The organism is Martinezella lusitana (genome assembly GCF_014207095.1).
GTDB lineage: Bacteria > Pseudomonadota > Alphaproteobacteria > Rhizobiales > Rhizobiaceae > Rhizobium > Rhizobium lusitanum_B.
The window spans coordinates 495,226-510,026 of record NZ_JACHBG010000001.1; the positions used below are offsets into that span (position 1 = coordinate 495,226).

At 60.2% G+C, this 14,801-nt stretch carries 18 protein-coding genes; 5 read left to right on the forward strand and 13 right to left on the reverse strand.

The annotated features are described in order from the left end of the window. Positions 1-60 precede the first annotated feature (60 nt). The 3 genes from GGD46_RS02405 to GGD46_RS02415 all read left to right on the forward strand — a co-directional run bounded on the left by GGD46_RS02405 (position 61) and on the right by GGD46_RS02415 (position 1,580). Positions 61-570: a superoxide dismutase family protein gene (locus GGD46_RS02405; RefSeq protein ID WP_184701454.1), complete on the forward strand. Its 510-nt coding sequence runs from the start codon at positions 61-63 to the stop codon at positions 568-570. An 88-nt stretch (positions 571-658) separates the two neighbouring features. Beyond that, complete coding sequence (locus GGD46_RS02410) at positions 659-802, forward strand: hypothetical protein (RefSeq protein WP_184701456.1); 144 nt, start codon at positions 659-661, stop codon at positions 800-802. A 124-nt stretch (positions 803-926) separates the two neighbouring features. Then, entirely contained in the window at positions 927-1,580 is a 654-nt protein-coding gene (locus tag GGD46_RS02415; RefSeq protein WP_246806184.1) for an EF-hand domain-containing protein, read from the forward strand. A 60-nt stretch (positions 1,581-1,640) separates the two neighbouring features. Here GGD46_RS02415 and GGD46_RS02420 read toward each other — a convergent pair whose 3' ends face one another. The 7 genes from GGD46_RS02420 to GGD46_RS02450 all read right to left on the reverse strand — a co-directional run bounded on the left by GGD46_RS02420 (position 1,641) and on the right by GGD46_RS02450 (position 5,886). Beyond that, positions 1,641-2,168 (reverse strand): tyrosine phosphatase family protein, encoded by a 528-nt coding sequence (locus GGD46_RS02420; protein WP_184701460.1) that lies wholly within the window; start codon positions 2,166-2,168, stop codon positions 1,641-1,643. After that, positions 2,165-2,782, reverse strand: coding sequence for a YfbR-like 5'-deoxynucleotidase (locus GGD46_RS02425; protein WP_184701462.1), 618 nt, complete (start codon positions 2,780-2,782; stop codon positions 2,165-2,167). The genes GGD46_RS02420 and GGD46_RS02425 overlap by 4 nt, the downstream gene beginning before the upstream one ends. Beyond that, on the reverse strand, positions 2,779-3,618 hold the full coding sequence (locus GGD46_RS02430; protein WP_184701464.1) for a folate-binding protein YgfZ: 840 nt from the start codon (positions 3,616-3,618) through the stop codon (positions 2,779-2,781). The genes GGD46_RS02425 and GGD46_RS02430 overlap by 4 nt, the downstream gene beginning before the upstream one ends. Positions 3,619-3,796: 178 nt before the next feature. Beyond that, a complete protein-coding gene (locus tag GGD46_RS02435; RefSeq protein ID WP_184701466.1) occupies positions 3,797-4,561 on the reverse strand; it encodes a hypothetical protein in 765 nt (254 codons plus the stop codon). Positions 4,562-4,577: 16 nt separating this feature from the next. Beyond that, positions 4,578-4,835 carry a hypothetical protein gene (locus GGD46_RS02440; protein WP_034507811.1) on the reverse strand — a complete coding sequence of 86 codons (258 nt, stop codon included), beginning with the start codon at positions 4,833-4,835 and terminating at the stop codon, positions 4,578-4,580. A 104-nt stretch (positions 4,836-4,939) separates the two neighbouring features. Beyond that, the gene (locus GGD46_RS02445; protein WP_184701468.1) at positions 4,940-5,374 is read right to left on the reverse strand and encodes a TIGR02301 family protein; all 435 of its coding nucleotides are present in this window, start codon (positions 5,372-5,374) and stop codon (positions 4,940-4,942) included. A 77-nt stretch (positions 5,375-5,451) separates the two neighbouring features. Further along, positions 5,452-5,886, reverse strand: coding sequence for an NUDIX hydrolase (locus tag GGD46_RS02450; RefSeq protein WP_184701471.1), 435 nt, complete (start codon positions 5,884-5,886; stop codon positions 5,452-5,454). Positions 5,887-6,047: 161 nt separating this feature from the next. Between GGD46_RS02450 and GGD46_RS02455 the strand changes: the two genes are divergently transcribed. Together GGD46_RS02455 and GGD46_RS02460 are read left to right on the forward strand one after the other, a co-directional pair. Then, the gene (locus GGD46_RS02455; RefSeq protein ID WP_184701473.1) at positions 6,048-6,368 is read left to right on the forward strand and encodes a YnfA family protein; all 321 of its coding nucleotides are present in this window, start codon (positions 6,048-6,050) and stop codon (positions 6,366-6,368) included. Between the two features lie 43 nt (positions 6,369-6,411). Continuing rightward, complete coding sequence (locus tag GGD46_RS02460) at positions 6,412-7,176, forward strand: SOS response-associated peptidase (RefSeq protein WP_184701475.1); 765 nt, start codon at positions 6,412-6,414, stop codon at positions 7,174-7,176. Positions 7,177-7,258: 82 nt separating this feature from the next. On the opposite strand, the gene GGD46_RS02465 is transcribed toward GGD46_RS02460, so the two are convergent. The 6 genes from GGD46_RS02465 to GGD46_RS02490 all read right to left on the reverse strand — a co-directional run bounded on the left by GGD46_RS02465 (position 7,259) and on the right by GGD46_RS02490 (position 14,690). Next, a complete protein-coding gene (locus GGD46_RS02465) occupies positions 7,259-7,399 on the reverse strand; it encodes a hypothetical protein (protein ID WP_184701477.1) in 141 nt (46 codons plus the stop codon). A gap of 325 nt (positions 7,400-7,724) precedes the next feature. Next, entirely contained in the window at positions 7,725-8,585 is an 861-nt protein-coding gene (gene pssA / locus GGD46_RS02470; protein ID WP_184701479.1) for a CDP-diacylglycerol--serine O-phosphatidyltransferase, read from the reverse strand. A gap of 122 nt (positions 8,586-8,707) precedes the next feature. After that, positions 8,708-9,406 carry a phosphatidylserine decarboxylase gene (locus GGD46_RS02475; RefSeq protein ID WP_184701482.1) on the reverse strand — a complete coding sequence of 233 codons (699 nt, stop codon included), beginning with the start codon at positions 9,404-9,406 and terminating at the stop codon, positions 8,708-8,710. Between the two features lie 307 nt (positions 9,407-9,713). Beyond that, entirely contained in the window at positions 9,714-10,412 is a 699-nt protein-coding gene (locus GGD46_RS02480) for a phosphatase PAP2 family protein (RefSeq protein ID WP_184701484.1), read from the reverse strand. A gap of 133 nt (positions 10,413-10,545) precedes the next feature. Further along, a complete protein-coding gene (locus GGD46_RS02485; protein ID WP_184702223.1) occupies positions 10,546-12,432 on the reverse strand; it encodes an ABCB family ABC transporter ATP-binding protein/permease in 1,887 nt (628 codons plus the stop codon). Positions 12,433-12,644: 212 nt separating this feature from the next. Then, complete coding sequence (locus GGD46_RS02490) at positions 12,645-14,690, reverse strand: LysM peptidoglycan-binding domain-containing protein (protein WP_184702225.1); 2,046 nt, start codon at positions 14,688-14,690, stop codon at positions 12,645-12,647. Positions 14,691-14,801 lie beyond the last annotated feature (111 nt).

Genomic DNA, 14,801 nt, shown 5'->3' on the forward strand with positions numbered 1-14,801 from the left:
CGGCGGAACACTCGTATCCGCAATGCGTTAGACAGCAACCACCAAAAGGGAGACCGCTCCATGAGACGGACTATGATGATGGCTGCAATTCTCGCACTGGCCGCAGCCATGCCTGCGGCGGCCCAAAGCCAGCAAACGGCCACGGCCGATTTTGTCGGACTTGATGGCAAGCAGGCGGGGAGAGCGACGTTGACCGAGGGAAGGTCGGGCGTATTGATCGAGATGGAAGTCTCCGGCCTGCCGGCCAATCGCTGGGTCGCTTTTCATATTCACGAAAGCAGCAAGTGCGACCACACCCACGGGTTCGATTCTGCGGGCGGACATTTCAATCCCGCGAAAGCGGAGCATGGCTTTCTTGCCGCCAAGGGGCCGCATGCGGGTGATATGCCCAACCAGTATGTCGATCAGGATGGCAAGCTGCGGGCGCAGGTCTTCAACGGCATGGTCTCGCTGAACAACAAGAATGGCATCCGTGGCCGTACGCTGATGATCCACGAGGAATCGGACGACTACCGCAGCCAGCCGGTCGGCGGCGCCGGCAAACGTCTTGCTTGTGCCGTCATCCGCTAGAGCCTGTCGCTCAAAAGTGCCGAGCGGTTTGTGCGACACGCACCAAATCGATGAGCTGAAGCGCAACAAGCGTATCTGAGAGATTGCGATGCGCTTCAAAGCAGCCGAGATCCGGTTCGAAACCCTGCGCCAGGCTCCGCATGCGCTGGTTGTTTTCAGCCGGCGCATGCGCACCGGCAATATGATTCTCGGCCCGTCAATTATGGTTAATGACGAGTTAACACCCATCTGATCCAGCCTGGCAAATCCCCTTATCCTATGTGCGGTTGACTAAGCGTGCCGGGGGGCAGTCGAACACGCCAAGGGCGTTTGCTTAGGAGATTTGGATGAGTGGCGTTTCTTCAATTGGAAGCAGCATGACGGCTACCTCGTATAGTCCGCTTGATAAGAACCAGGACGGCGTTGTGGATGCTCAGGAATTGCAGCAGGCGGCCCAATCGGGCCTTCTGTCGGCGAGCATTCTCAACGATGAAGACAGTGACGGCAGCAGCGATCCAAGCGCCACGGACATTTTCTCCGGAAACCTGGCGTCGATGCTGCTGCAAATGCAGCAGGCAAGTGCTGGACAGTCCGACTCCTCGACATCGAGCGATGGTTCGCCATCCCAATCGCCGATGGATCAGCTATTCGCCAGCCTCGACGCCGATCAGGATGGCAAGATCTCGCAAAAGGAATTCGTCGCCGGTCGTCCGAAGGACATGAGCGAAAGCGATGCCGAAAACCTGTTCGCGAGCATAGACGCGCAGAACACGGGCTTGCTGACGAAAGATCAGTTTGCCGAAGGTCTCGATGCGCTGAAGTCTTCCGACACATCTGCCGCTGATATGCTGTCTTTGGAACCAGCAGCGGGCGACAGCGAGACAAGTCCGGCGACGATCGCTGAAAATGCGGTGTTCAATGCCTTTCTTAGCGAGATGCAGGATCCGTCGAGCCTTTATCAGAACACCTACGGTCAGTACGACTCCGATCAGGCGAATAGCGCTGCCCAGACGGGCAGTGTTGCAGCCTGAACCGCAGAGATGGTCTATGGATGAAGCGAACGGAGGCTGCGCAGACGCGGCCTTCGTTTTCTATGCGATGCTCCCGGACACGGGCAGCACGAATGGCGCATTACCATCGGCATCCGCACCGCGGCCGATCTCTTTTACCGCCGCAACGAGCTTTCCTTTTCGCCCGAGCATATCGTCGCCGATTGCGACCAGACGCGTATTCGGCGTCGCAAAAGGCGAGGCGGAGCGCAGGCGACGGACAAGCGCCATGTCGTCCTGGTCCGGATGAACGGCGAGAGCGGCGATCAGCGCTGCTGCGGGCGAGCGTGAAACGCCCATCCAGCAATGGACGAGTAGAGGCGATGCACGATCCCACTCTCCCGCAAAGTCGACGATGGCGCGAACATGCGCCTCCTGCGGGGCGATGAGGTCGCCGGTGCCGGCAAAGCTGATATCGTTCATGCTGAGCAGCAGATGCCTGTCCGCTTTGATGACCGCCGGCCGATGAAAGTTCTGTTCCTTCGCCATAAGGCTGATCATCTCGCGCGCACCATGACGCACGGCCATCTCCGCGATGCGGGCAAGCGGCGACACGACGATGCCAGTCACGCGCCGATCCTCATTTCCGCGCGTTCGGCCTCGATCTCCTCGAAGCGTTGCAGGAACTTCCGTTGGGCTTCGGTCGCCGGCATTGGCTCGATCGGCAGCATCTCCCTCGTAATGTCGCGGGGTTGTCCGAAGAACTTGCGGGCTTCTTCCGGCGTGAAACCGGCGAGCAATATCGCCTCGAAATAGGCTGAGATGGTGTCCGCCTTCTTGATTTTGTCCTTCAGCTGCGGCGCGCAATGGGGTGGCAAGGCAAAGCGACGATATATCGCCGCTTCCAGCCGCTTCTCCACTTCCTTATAACCGCCGCCGACGACGGATTTGAACGGCGAGATCATGTCGCCGATCACATATTCCGGTGCGTCGTGCAGCAGCGCGGCCAGCCACTCGTCGGGGCTTGCCGGATTGAGGTGCCGGAAGATTGCCTCAACGACAAGGCTATGCTGCGCGACCGAGAAGGCGTGGTCGCCCGAGGTCTGGCCGTTCCAGCGCGCAACACGGGCAAGTCCGTGCGCAATATCGCTGATTTCGACGTCGAGCGGCGAAGGGTCCAGCAAATCGAGCCGTCGCCCGGATAGCATGCGCTGCCAGGCGCGCGGAGTTTTGGCCGAGCTCATGCCGAAGCCTCGTCGGCCGGCGCTGGGAAGGTGAGGCCGGACCAAGTGGGAAGCGATACCGAGACTTCGACATCTCCTGCAAGGATCGGAGTTCCCGATGCGATCGCTTCACCGGCGCGGTCGATGCGGATAATCGCAAGACCCTTGCTGCCGTCGACCGATCCCAGCGAACCCATGGGCTTGCCGCCTGCCGTCAATTCCATCCCCGACGCGGGAAGGTCCGTACTACCGTCGACGATGACGACGCGCCTGCGGGTCGTACCGCGATGATGCATGCGCGAGACAACCTCCTGGCCGATATAGCAGCCTTTGCGGAAACCGAGCCCGCCATTGAGGTCCATCAGCACATCATGCGGAAACGCATCCTGCAGCGCGAAATCACGATCGGAAACGGCGATGCCATTGGCAATGCGCAGTGCGTCGTACATCGCTCGGTCGTCGTGGCCGTGCTGACCGGGCGTGCGGGTCAGCACAATTCCAGCCTTTAGGAAACGGCTGTCACGAGGACCGTCGCTTGCCGCGTCGCCCCAGCCGACCGTGACGCCCTCCACGTCGAGGGGAGTAAACTCGATCTTGGCGCGCAGACGATAGAGCATAAGCCGCTTCAACAGGCCTTCGCGTTGCGTCGCATCCGTTTCGATCAGAAAGTCCGCACCATCGCGCCGGATCATGAAGTCGAACAGGATCTTGCCCTGCGGCGTCAACAGCGCACCGGGGCGCACTTCGTCCGCTGCGAGCGAGACAAGGTCGGTGGTGATGAGGTTGTGCAGGAACGATTCCGCCTCCGCGCCGACGACGCGGATGAAGGAACGATCTTTCAGAAACACGGCTGGCATGTTGGATCCGCTGATTTGACCGTTGCGCGTGCCGCGATCTTCCAGATCCGCTATCCACGCCTCAGGCTTTTGATTTCGCGCATCTCGCCGCCGCAAAACCGCTACACGGCTTGGCGCGACATGATTCACCACTCAGAGGTAGGGCCTTAGGCGGGGAACCGCAAGTTCCCCGGTGGGATCATTCGCCCGAGGTGAAGAATTTCCAGCGGCCGTCCGGCGTGATGCCGACGCGATAGAAATTGTAGCCGCCGAATTCGAGCATGTCGGCATAGTCGCCGGCCGTTACGATGCGCATCAGATCCACCTTTTCGGGCGCGGACAGTGCCTTGATGTCTTTCTGTGCGAAATAGGGCCAGACATACATTTCGTCAGGCGTTCCCTGGCCGACATGGGCAAAGCCCGTGGACATGATATCCAGCAGGATCGACAGGATTTCGATCCCATCCGGATCGCCGGAGAGGTCATGCAGGGTCTTGATCGGATCTTCGCCGGGATCGTCCGCCGTGACCTGGGTCTGCTTGAGGCCGCCACCGACATTCATCAGCGGCCGCAGACGCTCGAGATCGCCCGAAGCGGCGGCCTCGACGATCGCCGCGCGCAGCTTCTTGACGGGCTCGGGCGCCTTGTCGATATCGAAGAGGAACTCGACCGATTTGCTGGCCGCGGAAGTGTCGTTATTGCTCTGGCCGGCCTGCTTGTTGATCAGCGGCTCAGGCGCCGGCAGCGCATTGTTGGCCGGTGCTTCCAGCGCTTGCTCGACAGGCTTTTCGGTCTTCTGTTGGCCTGAGCCTGAGGTGCCGGCGGCGCCCGGCAACTGAGCAGGCGGATTAAGCCCGGAGAAGGCGAATGCCGGCAGCGGCAAGACGGCGCTGCTCAACAACAGCGTCGCAGCAGCAACGGAGGCAATGGAACGACGGGACTCATTGCCTTGGAATATACGCATCAGCAATCTCTGATTGTTATTGCAGGGTACGGTTCGGAGAGAATTCGCCGGCGAGCATGCGCTCACGTAGCGATTCAAGCAAAGCCTCTGCGCCCTGTTCGCCCTGAATGCGAATCGTCTCGCGGATAGCATGCGCAATGGCTGCATCGGCAATGATTTCCGGCTCGATACCGTCGGCCATGCCGTCGGCCCAAGCTTCATTCTGGTATTCCAGCGCTGCCTGCATCTTTTCATGGACGATCATGTCGTCGATTTCATTCAGGCTGGTTTCCATTGTTTCTTTCCTCGAGACGTTCATGTCCTTACCACTTGCTTAATAACTTTATCAGCCTTTTCCTAAAACGACACGGCTCGGTATGAAAAGGGGTTAATAAAACGTTAATTTCCAAAGCGGGCGGTGATTTCTGTAGCCAGTGTTGCACCTTCGTTACGGTATCGCTCCTCGGCCACAAGGGCCTGTGGCGTGCAATTCGCGTAAACCGAGGCAAATGACCGATACCCACGGTTGAATGCGGCCGTCAGTCTCTCCTTGCGCTTCGGTTCGCCTTTCGTCTCGATATCGAGCAGTTGCTGCATGTCCCCGCGCCATCCTTCCTGCTGTTTGGTGCTGCAGAGAGTGCGCAGGTAATCGATGGAGCCGAGAATTTCGGCGAGTCGCGAAAGCCGGTCGTCATAGGGTGTTGGTCGTTCGGCATCGGCATTGTCGGATGCCTGTGCCGGCGGCGCGCTTGTTGCCGGCTGCGCCACAGCGGGAAACGCTGCGGCAAGCGCAATGCAAATCAGGAGCGGTCGGCCAAGGCGGTTATGAATCATGTAACCATGTTGACCGGACAAGCATGACGTGAACAAGGCATCATGCCGGCTTTTCACCTCGTTATTGCTCCATATCGTTAATATCGGTGGCCGGCCTTGCTCTCGGCGGCAATTCTTTCCACGCATTCCAGCACGCTCGCCGGCACGGGCAGGGCGCGAATCTCCTCAAGCGCATACCAGCCGATCTCGGCGGCATCGTCGGCTGCGACGGCAACGGCGTCCTTGTCGGCATCGACAAGGAAGACCGACAGCAGGAAATGGCTTGTGAGGGTGCCGTCCGACGCATGGGAGCGCAGGTCGTAGGTCTCGAACAGCCGGGGATTGCGCGCCTTGATGCCCGTCTCCTCCTCGAATTCCCGCAGCGCGGCCGCGGCAGGGGTCTCGCCCGCTTCCGCCCTGCCGCCTGGAAAAGCATACATATCGGCCGATGGCGGATTGCTGCGCAGCACCAGAAGGAATCGGCCGTCACGTTCGAGGATGGCGGAGGAGGCGGGGCGGGGAATAGAGTTCATCGGTCTGTTCGCATTCGCATGATGAGCCTTGAAGGCGCTGGCGCAATGCCATCGGTTCACGATCTCTATAGGAAACGACCCTTGCTGTCCCGCGGGAAAGCTCCTTAACTCGCCATCGTTGGACCGGCGATTCGTATTCGCCGAATAGGCGGGCGCCCGGAATGATCTTCGCACTCTATGCTCTTGCGGCCCTGGCAGAGATTGCTGGCTGTTTCGCCTTCTGGGCCTGGCTGAGGCTGGCAAAGCCGATCTGGTGGCTGGCGCCTGGTCTGGTGTCGCTGGCGATCTTTGCCTGGCTGCTGGCGCTGGTGCCGAGCGAAGCCGCCGGCCGTACCTTTGCGGCCTATGGTGGTGTCTATATCGTCGCTTCCATCCTCTGGCTCTGGCTGGTGGAGGGGCGGCTGCCGGACCGGTGGGACATGTCCGGTGCTGCCATCTGTCTTGCCGGTGCAGGCCTCATCCTCCTCGGCCCGCGCGGCTGAGCTTGCGCTTGACCCGGCGCCTTGCGGGTGCAACACAAGCTTCATGTGCGGACGCTTCGCTTTGACATCGACGCCGGAATATGTGGGTGATGCGCTCGGCGTGTTGCTGCTCGACGGCTTTCCGGCCCGTTACAATATCGCCCCGACACAGCCGATCCTCGTCGTCATATCAGGCGACAGGCAACAGCCTGGCAGCAACCTGCCGGATCGACGCGCCTTTCTTGTGCGCTGGGGTTTCACGCCTTCCTGGGTGAAGGATCCGAAAGAGTTTCCGCTGCTGATCAATGCGCGCGCCGAAACGGCAATCGGCAAGGCGTCGTTCCGGGCCGCCATGCGCCACCGCCGCATCCTCATTCCGGCCTCCGGCTTTTACGAATGGCATCGGCCGTCGAAGGAAAGTGGCGAGAAGTCGCAGGCCTACTGGATCCGTCCAAGAAGGGGAGGCGTCATCGCTTTCGCAGGACTGATGGAGACGTGGTCGTCGGCCGACGGTTCGGAAGTGGATACCGGCGCCATCCTGACGACTGCGGCAAATGCCGCCATGCGTCCGATCCATGACCGCATGCCTGTCGTCATCCAGCCGGAGGATTTTGCGCGCTGGCTCGATTGCAAGACGCAAGAGCCGCGAGAGGTCGCTGATCTGATGGCACCCGTGCAGGAGGATTTTTTCGAAGCGATTCCGGTTTCGGATCAAGTCAACAAGGTCGCCAATATGGGGCCGGATCTGCAGACACCGGTAGCGATTGAGCCCGTCAAGAAGCCGTCAAAGAAGTCAGATCCCGACGATGGCCAGCTGAGCTTCTTCTGAGCGACCGCCATTCGGCGGCCGGCGTCGCAACAGGATGTTCATGTGCCTAGGCTGCTTGGCAGCCGGCTCACGGCACTCAAGTTCAGGCGATTTTCTTCTTGAGCGGCTTGGTCTTCAGCATCAGATGCGCTGCAAGAACGGCTTTCAGGCCAAGCGGGCGGTAAAGCTTGCTGGGATCGATCTTTGCCTGCGGTTGTGCTGGTTCGTCTTTTTTCTGCGTCATGATTTACTCCTCACCATGCTCCCCCGGAGCACTTCGCGATTCACTGTCGTGCTTCGCTATCTCGTCGTAAATCATGACAAATCGAAGGCGTTTTCCAATCAGCTTTTGTAAACAATGACCATATTTCGAGAGATTAGCGGAGAGTCTTCGTGCAAAAAGCCAGTCGGCGCACGGGTCGCCATACTGCAGGATAGCGCCGCTGACGGGGAAACACGACGTCCTCCCGCCTCTGCTAAGCCTCTCGAATGATAAGGGAAACTTACCGACTTGCGGTTGCGCGCGCTATTGTCGCGGGAGGCACGCACGACAGCATTTCATGCGCCTGCTAGATATGCCTGCCGATATCGTCGTTGGCGTCGTCAACGTCAGGGTCGCCCGGTCCGTTGATGGTGTAGGTGCCGTATTTCTTTGCCCATGAACGAGCGCCGAGCGGCAGCGACAGCAGGTAGACGACGACCGTCACCACCATCACATGCCATGTGTAGCTCATCAGCAGCGCCACATAGACCATGAGAGCGAGCATGATCGGCAATACGAGGTCGCGGCGGATGCCGTTGCCCTCCGTCTTGCCGGACCAGACGGGAAGCCGGCTGACCAGCAGAAAGCCGATGAGGACAGTATAGGCGGCGCCCCAATAGGCAAACGTCCGATCCGGCGTGAGCCCCAGGAAGCCGAGATAAACTGGCAGCAATACCAGCATGGCGCCCGCCGGAGCGGGCACGCCGACGAAATACTCGGATTGCCAGGAGGCCTTGTGCTCGCGCTCGGCCATCACGTTGAAGCGCGCAAGGCGAAGGCCTGCGGCAATCGTATAGATGAGTGCGGCGATCCAGCCCAGCGAATGGGCCTGATCGAGCAGGAAGATATAGACCACCAGAGCCGGAGCGACACCGAAGTTGACGATGTCGGCGAGCGAATCCATCTGCGCGCCGAACTTCGATGTGGCCTTCATCAGCCGCGCGACGCGCCCGTCGATACCGTCGAGAAAGGCGGCGACCAGTACAGCAGCCACTGCGAGTTCGTAACGGTTTTCAAAAGCGAGACGAATGCCCGTCAAGCCAGCGCAGATCGCCAGCACGGTGATCATGTTCGGCACGATGAGCCGCAAGGGGATTTCCCGGAGGCGCGGTCCGCGCGCTTCGTCATTGGGCCCATGCGGCTCGAAAGGCGGAAAAGGCGTTTTCATCTCACTCTTGGTCCTAGAGCAATTCCAGCAAAGATGCGAAGCAAGCTTGCGCCAGGAACTGCGTGAAAACAATGATATGGAGCATTTCTGCGGCCCCGCTTACATGCGGAAATGCTCCAGGTTCAGCTGCGGCGGCTAACGGTCGGGCCCTTTGAGGAGCCGAATTCGGCAATCACGGTTTCGCCGGCAACCGCCCGCTGGCCGATGGCGACGCGCGGCGATGCTCCCTCGGGCAGGAAGATGTCAAGGCGCGAACCGAAGCGGATCAGGCCGATACGCTCGCCGGCGTCGAGCGGCTCGTTGGGATTGACGAAGCAAAGGATGCGGCGGGCGACGAGGCCTGCAATCTGTACCACGCCGATCGCGCCATGCTTCGTTTCGATGACAAGGCCGTTGCGTTCGTTCTGCTCGCTTGCCTTATCCAGTTCGGCATTGAGAAAGCTGCCCTGGCGGTAGGCGATGCTGGTGATGCGGCCACGCATCGGCGAACGGTTCACATGGCAATCGAAGACGTTCATGAAAATCGAGATGCGCAGCATCGGCTGGTTGCCGAGATCGAGTTCCGCCGGTGGCGTCACCATCTGCACGCCCGAAACTTTGCCGTCGGCCGGCGATATTGCCAGATCATCGTCCTGCGGCGTCATGCGCTCGGGGTCACGGAAGAAATAGGCGCACCAGAGCGTGAGGATCAGGCCGATCCAGAAGAGCGGCTTGAAGATCCAGCCGAGGACCAGCGATGCGACGAAGAACCCCGCAACGAAGGGATAGCCTTCCTTGTGCACCGGAACGATGACGTTGCGCACACTGTTGAACAAGCTCATCTACGGCTTACTCCGTTAGGGCACCTCTGAGGCAACCGATTCCGGTTGCCGAGCGCGAGGACGCCAATCAAAAGATGAGAACAAGATAAGCGGTCTTGCTCTGACTACCAGTCGACGGTGACTACAGCCAAACGCCGTCATGGGCAATGCTTTCGCGCGTTCGCCGACAGCGCAATCCAAGCAAATGCAGCACATCGATGCTTGTCCACCCCTGAAAAGCCTTGCTGACGTCTGCTCGTGCGGCGCAATGAAAAGGCCGCCGGTGGAAACCGGCGGCCGTACCTATGTTTTTATGCTCGGAGGAAGATCAGAGGCCCAGAGCGGCGCGCAGCTCGGCCTTGGCACCTTCATATTCGCTCTTGTAGTCGTCATGCGTCGTGATGGTTTCGGCGATGACGGTGCCGGCGATGCGCCCGGCTTCGATGTCGGAGGCGTAGTGGATGCCGCCGACAACGCGGTTATGGCCGTATTCCCAGGCGCGGGCCATGATGGCGTCGCGCTTCTCCGGAACCATGTTCGCCAGCACGATGCCCATCAGAGTGCCGACCGTCGTATGGCCTGACGGATAGGAGCCGGACTTGGAGAGCGGCACGATCGGCTTTACGAGATCGCTGTAGAGATGCGGGCGCGGGCGCTTCCAGACATCCTTGGCCGGATCGACAACGGCACCTTCGGTCTCGACGACGCGGTCGAAGAAGGCCGAGAACTTCGGCAGGTTGTCCTTGGTGAACTTTGGGCTGTCGATGACGTCGGAGAAGCGCCAGACATTTTCTTCGGCATCTGCTACGGCGCGAGCTGCCATTTCCGGCGTGCGGGTAACCTGGATCGTCAGGATTTCGCCAAGTTCAGCCTTCGTCTTCGCCGAATCGTTGGCGGGCGGCGGCGGCAGGAGATTGAGGAGGTTGATCTCCTTGGCATCTGCAAACGGCTTGGCATCGTCGGCGAAAACCGGCGAGGCGACACCGACGACGAGCAGCAACGTTAAGGCTTTGGCAAAAGTACGCATTGAGGGCTCCCTATTAAGTGAGCCCCGTACCTAGCAAGCTGTCATCTCAGGTTCGTGACAGTCGGAGTGCACAAGATCTTCGCCTGAAATCTCGCTGCGACCGCTGAGAGCGGCGCCGAAGACGCAAGTCTGCTCAGTTTGCCGGCGCAAGCCGGTTGACCACGCCGAGATCGTCGTTTTCGCGCACCTGCTTCAGGTGTTCTTCCGCCTGTGTTGCTTCGCGCTGGCGACTCCACATGGACGCATAAAGCCCGTCTTGGGCCAGTAGGTCCGCATGCGTGCCGCGTTCGGCGATCACGCCGCTTTTCAGCACGATGATCTCGTCCGCGCCGATGACTGTCGAAAGGCGGTGGGCAATGACCAGCGTCGTGCGGTTCTTGGAGACCACGTCGAGCGCTGCCTGTATTTCCCGTTCGGTCGTCGTATCGAGCGCCGAAGTTGCCTCGTCGAGGATCAGAACCGGCGGAGCTTTCAGAATGGTGCGCGCGATGGCCACTCGCTGCTTCTCGCCGCCGGATAATTTGAGGCCGCGTTCGCCGACCTTCGTTTCGAAGCCCTCGGGCAGGTGACGGATGAAATCGCCGATCTGGGCGATCTCTGCCGCCGCCGTCACCTCTGCCTCGCTCGCACTCGGCCGACCATAGCGGATGTTGTAGGCGATGGTGTCGTTGAACAGCACGGTATCCTGAGGCACCATGCCAATCACCTTGCGCAGGCTCTTCTGCGTCACGGTTCGAAGATCCTGGCCGTCGATGGTGATCGTGCCGCTCTGCACATCGTAGAAGCGGTAGAGCAGGCGGGACAGGGTCGATTTTCCCGCTCCTGATGGGCCGACGACGGCGACCGTCTTGCCCGCGGGCACTTCGAAGGAAATGCCCTTCAGGATCGGCCGTGCCGCATCATAGGCGAAATGCACGTCCTTGAAGGAGATGGCGCCATTGGCGATCACCAGCTCTTTGGCATCGGGGGCATCGACGACTTCGGGCTGCACTTCCAGAAGGTCGAACATTTCCTCGATGTCGGTCAAACCCTGACGGATTTCGCGGTAGACGAAGCCGATGAAGTTCAGCGGCACAGAGAGCTGCAAGAGCATGGCATTGATGAATACGAAATCGCCCACGGTCTGGTGGCCATTGAGAACGGATAGGCCCGAGATCACCATCATGACTGTCGTGCCGAGGCCAAAGATCAGGCCCTGGCCGAAGTTCAGCCAACCGAGCGATGTCCAGACGCTGGTGGCGGCCTTCTCGTAGCGTTCCATCGATTGATCGAAGCGCTTGGCTTCCATCTCTTCGTTGCCGAAATATTTGACCGTCTCGAAATTCAGCAGCGAATCGATCGCCTTGGTATTGGCGTCTGTGTCGCTGTTGTTCATCGTGCGGCGGATCGAGATGCGCCAGTCGCTCGCCTTGACGGTGAACCAGATGTAGAGCCAGACGGTGACCGCCGTCACCGCGAGGTAGGAAAAGCCGTAGCCGCGCCAGAAGATGATGGCCGTCAGCAGGAATTCGATGAAGGTCGGAAAGGTGTTGAGGATCGTGAAGCGAACGATCGTCTCGATGCCCTTGGTGCCGCGCTCGATGACGCGCGAAAGGCCGCCTGTCTTGCGCTCCAGGTGGAAGCGCAGCGACAGCTCGTGCATATGCACGAAGGTCCGATAGGCGAGCTGGCGAACGGCATGCTGACCGACGCTCGCAAACAGCGCGTCGCGGAGCTGATTGAGGCCGAGCTGGATGAGGCGCGTGAGGTTCGTGGCGATGATCAGCGCAATGGCGCCGAGCATGAAAACCGGCAGGATGCCTTGCATGTCGATCTTGCCGTTCAGCGCATCGACCGACCATTTGAAGAAGTAGGGAACCAGCAGCAGGAAGAACTTCGAAACCAGCAGAAAGACGGTCGCCCAGACGACGCGCATCTTCAAATCCATGCGGCCCGCAGGCCACATATAGGGCCAGAGATTGACGATCGTGCTGAATGGATTGCTGGAATCCGCCGATATGGTCTTCTTGCCGTCTGCCATGTCCGTCTCCGGCGAAAACTGAAACAGCCGGGTATTGGCAACCATTGGGTCGGCCCGGCTGGAAAAGACCTTCAGACGCAAGGGCATGGCCGTTGCGTGAAGGCGATGAGGGTTGCGCGACGCTTATACCATTTTTATCCCGCATAAAAGCATCGGCCAGGCGTTGTTCGCGCCTGGCCGATGAATGTTGTTACCGCATACTGCGGGAGGCTCTAAAGGTGTTCGCCCGAGAGCCGCTTGCGATGCAGCTCCTCGGCATTCGGCAGCGCATCCTTCGGCAGGCCGAACACCTGTCCGGGCAGGATCCTGTCCGGATTGTTGATCTTGTCCTCGTTCGCCAGGTAGATCGTCGTGTAGCGCACGCCTGCGCCATAGATGCGGCGCGAGATCTGCCAGAGCGTGTCGCCTCGACGGATGATCACGGCGCCGGTATCCTGCGACAATGGTGCCTGTTCTACCGTCTTCAGACCATTCTCACTGGAGGAGATTTCGGCCTTGGGCTTCGCCGGCGCCGTCTGCACGGGTGCGGTAATCACCGCAATCAGCTGCTCGAGACCGGGCAATGCCGCGCCGACCGATTTTGCATCTTTCGGCAGAGCCTGCAGTACGCCTAGAGCCCTGCCGGCAGCCGCTGCAACATCGGCGGCAGTCTTCTTCAGGTCGGCGGTCGCGTTGACGGACGGCCGGAACTCGGAAAGCGACTTCAGCGCGATTTCCGTGCCGGACCGAGCAGCGGCGAGCTGCTCCGCATCCGGCTGCTTGCCGTCGGTGAAGAGACCTTTCAGAAGCGCAAAGGCCTTGCCGGCACCTTCCTTGAGTTTGGTAAGCTCGCCCTGGTCGAGCGGCACCAGGCTTGCGGAAGCCGATTGTGCCTGTGTGTTAGCAGCCGGTGTCTGTGCCGCGACGGTTATCTGGTTGCCTTCCGGACGGGTGAAGTCGACGCTGCCGCGCACTGCGACCTTGCCTGCTTCATCAAGTACGTCGACACGGATCTTGTGATTGCCGACGGCCAGCGGCATCGCGCCGTCGACGACGAAATGTCCGTCTGCGCCAGCCGCACTCTCGCCGATCAGTTTGTCGTCGGCATAGGCGCGAACCTTGGCATGCGGCTTCGTGGTGCCGGCAACAAAAATATGGTCGCCCTCGATCTCCACTGCATTGACCATGACGTCGGGCCGCTCGTCCGCCTTCACATTCGGGGAGCTCGCGGCCGGGTTGGCGGATGCGATGGTTGTGTCCTGTTGCTGTTGCGGCTTGGCGGCCTGGGTCGCCGCTGCATTGCCCTGAGTGCTGGTTGCCGTTGTGCTCTCTTCCGTCGACGTTACGCGGCCCTGCTTGGCAGATGGCGCGGTAATGATGCGGCTTGCCGTGCCGGGCTTCGACACCATTGCGAGAAGCTGTGTTGAATCGTCCTTCGGCACAGAGACGGTGGCGACTTCGTCCGAGTTGACGGGCTTGCCGTCCTTGCCGGTGGCGCGCAGCACGAGCTCATGGTCGCCGGGCGGCAGCGGATTGTCGAGTACGGCGGCAAAGTCGCCGCTGGGGCCGACATTGGTCGTGGTGACGACCTTTTCTCCATCGACGATCTCAAGCTTGGCATTCGGTTCGGCCGAACCGGCGATCACAGTCGAGCCGTCCGGCTCCACGCGAAGCACGTCGAAGGACGGGACCGAAGACTTCGCTGCAGCTTGCGGCTCGGGTGTCGGCTGACCGCTCAGCGCAGCCAACGCCTTGTCGATTGCGCTGCTTGCCTCGGCGGCATTGGAAGGCAGGGATTGAACGATGGCAAGCGCCTTGGCGGCCCCATCCTGGGCCTTCTTGGCGAGGCCTGCAGTCGCGGCATCCATGCCTTCCGGAAGCGCGAAGCCGACGATCGACTGCAATGCGGTGATCGACTTTGTCTTCGCCGCTGCGAACGCGTCCTGGGCCGGTGTGTTGCCGTCCTTGAACAGTGCCTTGAGCTCGCCGAGCGAGGTTGTTGCGGCAACGGTCAGATCGGTGAGCTTCTTGGCAAGATCCGCCGTGTTGACTGCCTTCGATACGGCATTCTGCGTTGCTTGGCTTGCGTTCTGCGCGGTTTCGCCAGCCTTCTGCGCATTTTCCTCGATGGTATTTTTCACCGTGCTGCCGGCCTGATTGACGACATCACCGATCGGGTTCTTGTTGCCGTTGATGCGGGGCATCACGAAAAAGACCATCAAGAGGGTCGCAATTGCCAACACCAACAGAGCCAGCCACCCGGCACGGTTCTTCATCATCATTCATCTCCACGCGGCGCAGTCGTCGCAACTCCTGAAATTGCTAGCGATTTCGCCTGTTTTTACAAGCTTTCTCAGCCATTTTCGCATGTTCCGACACAAGTTTTCCGT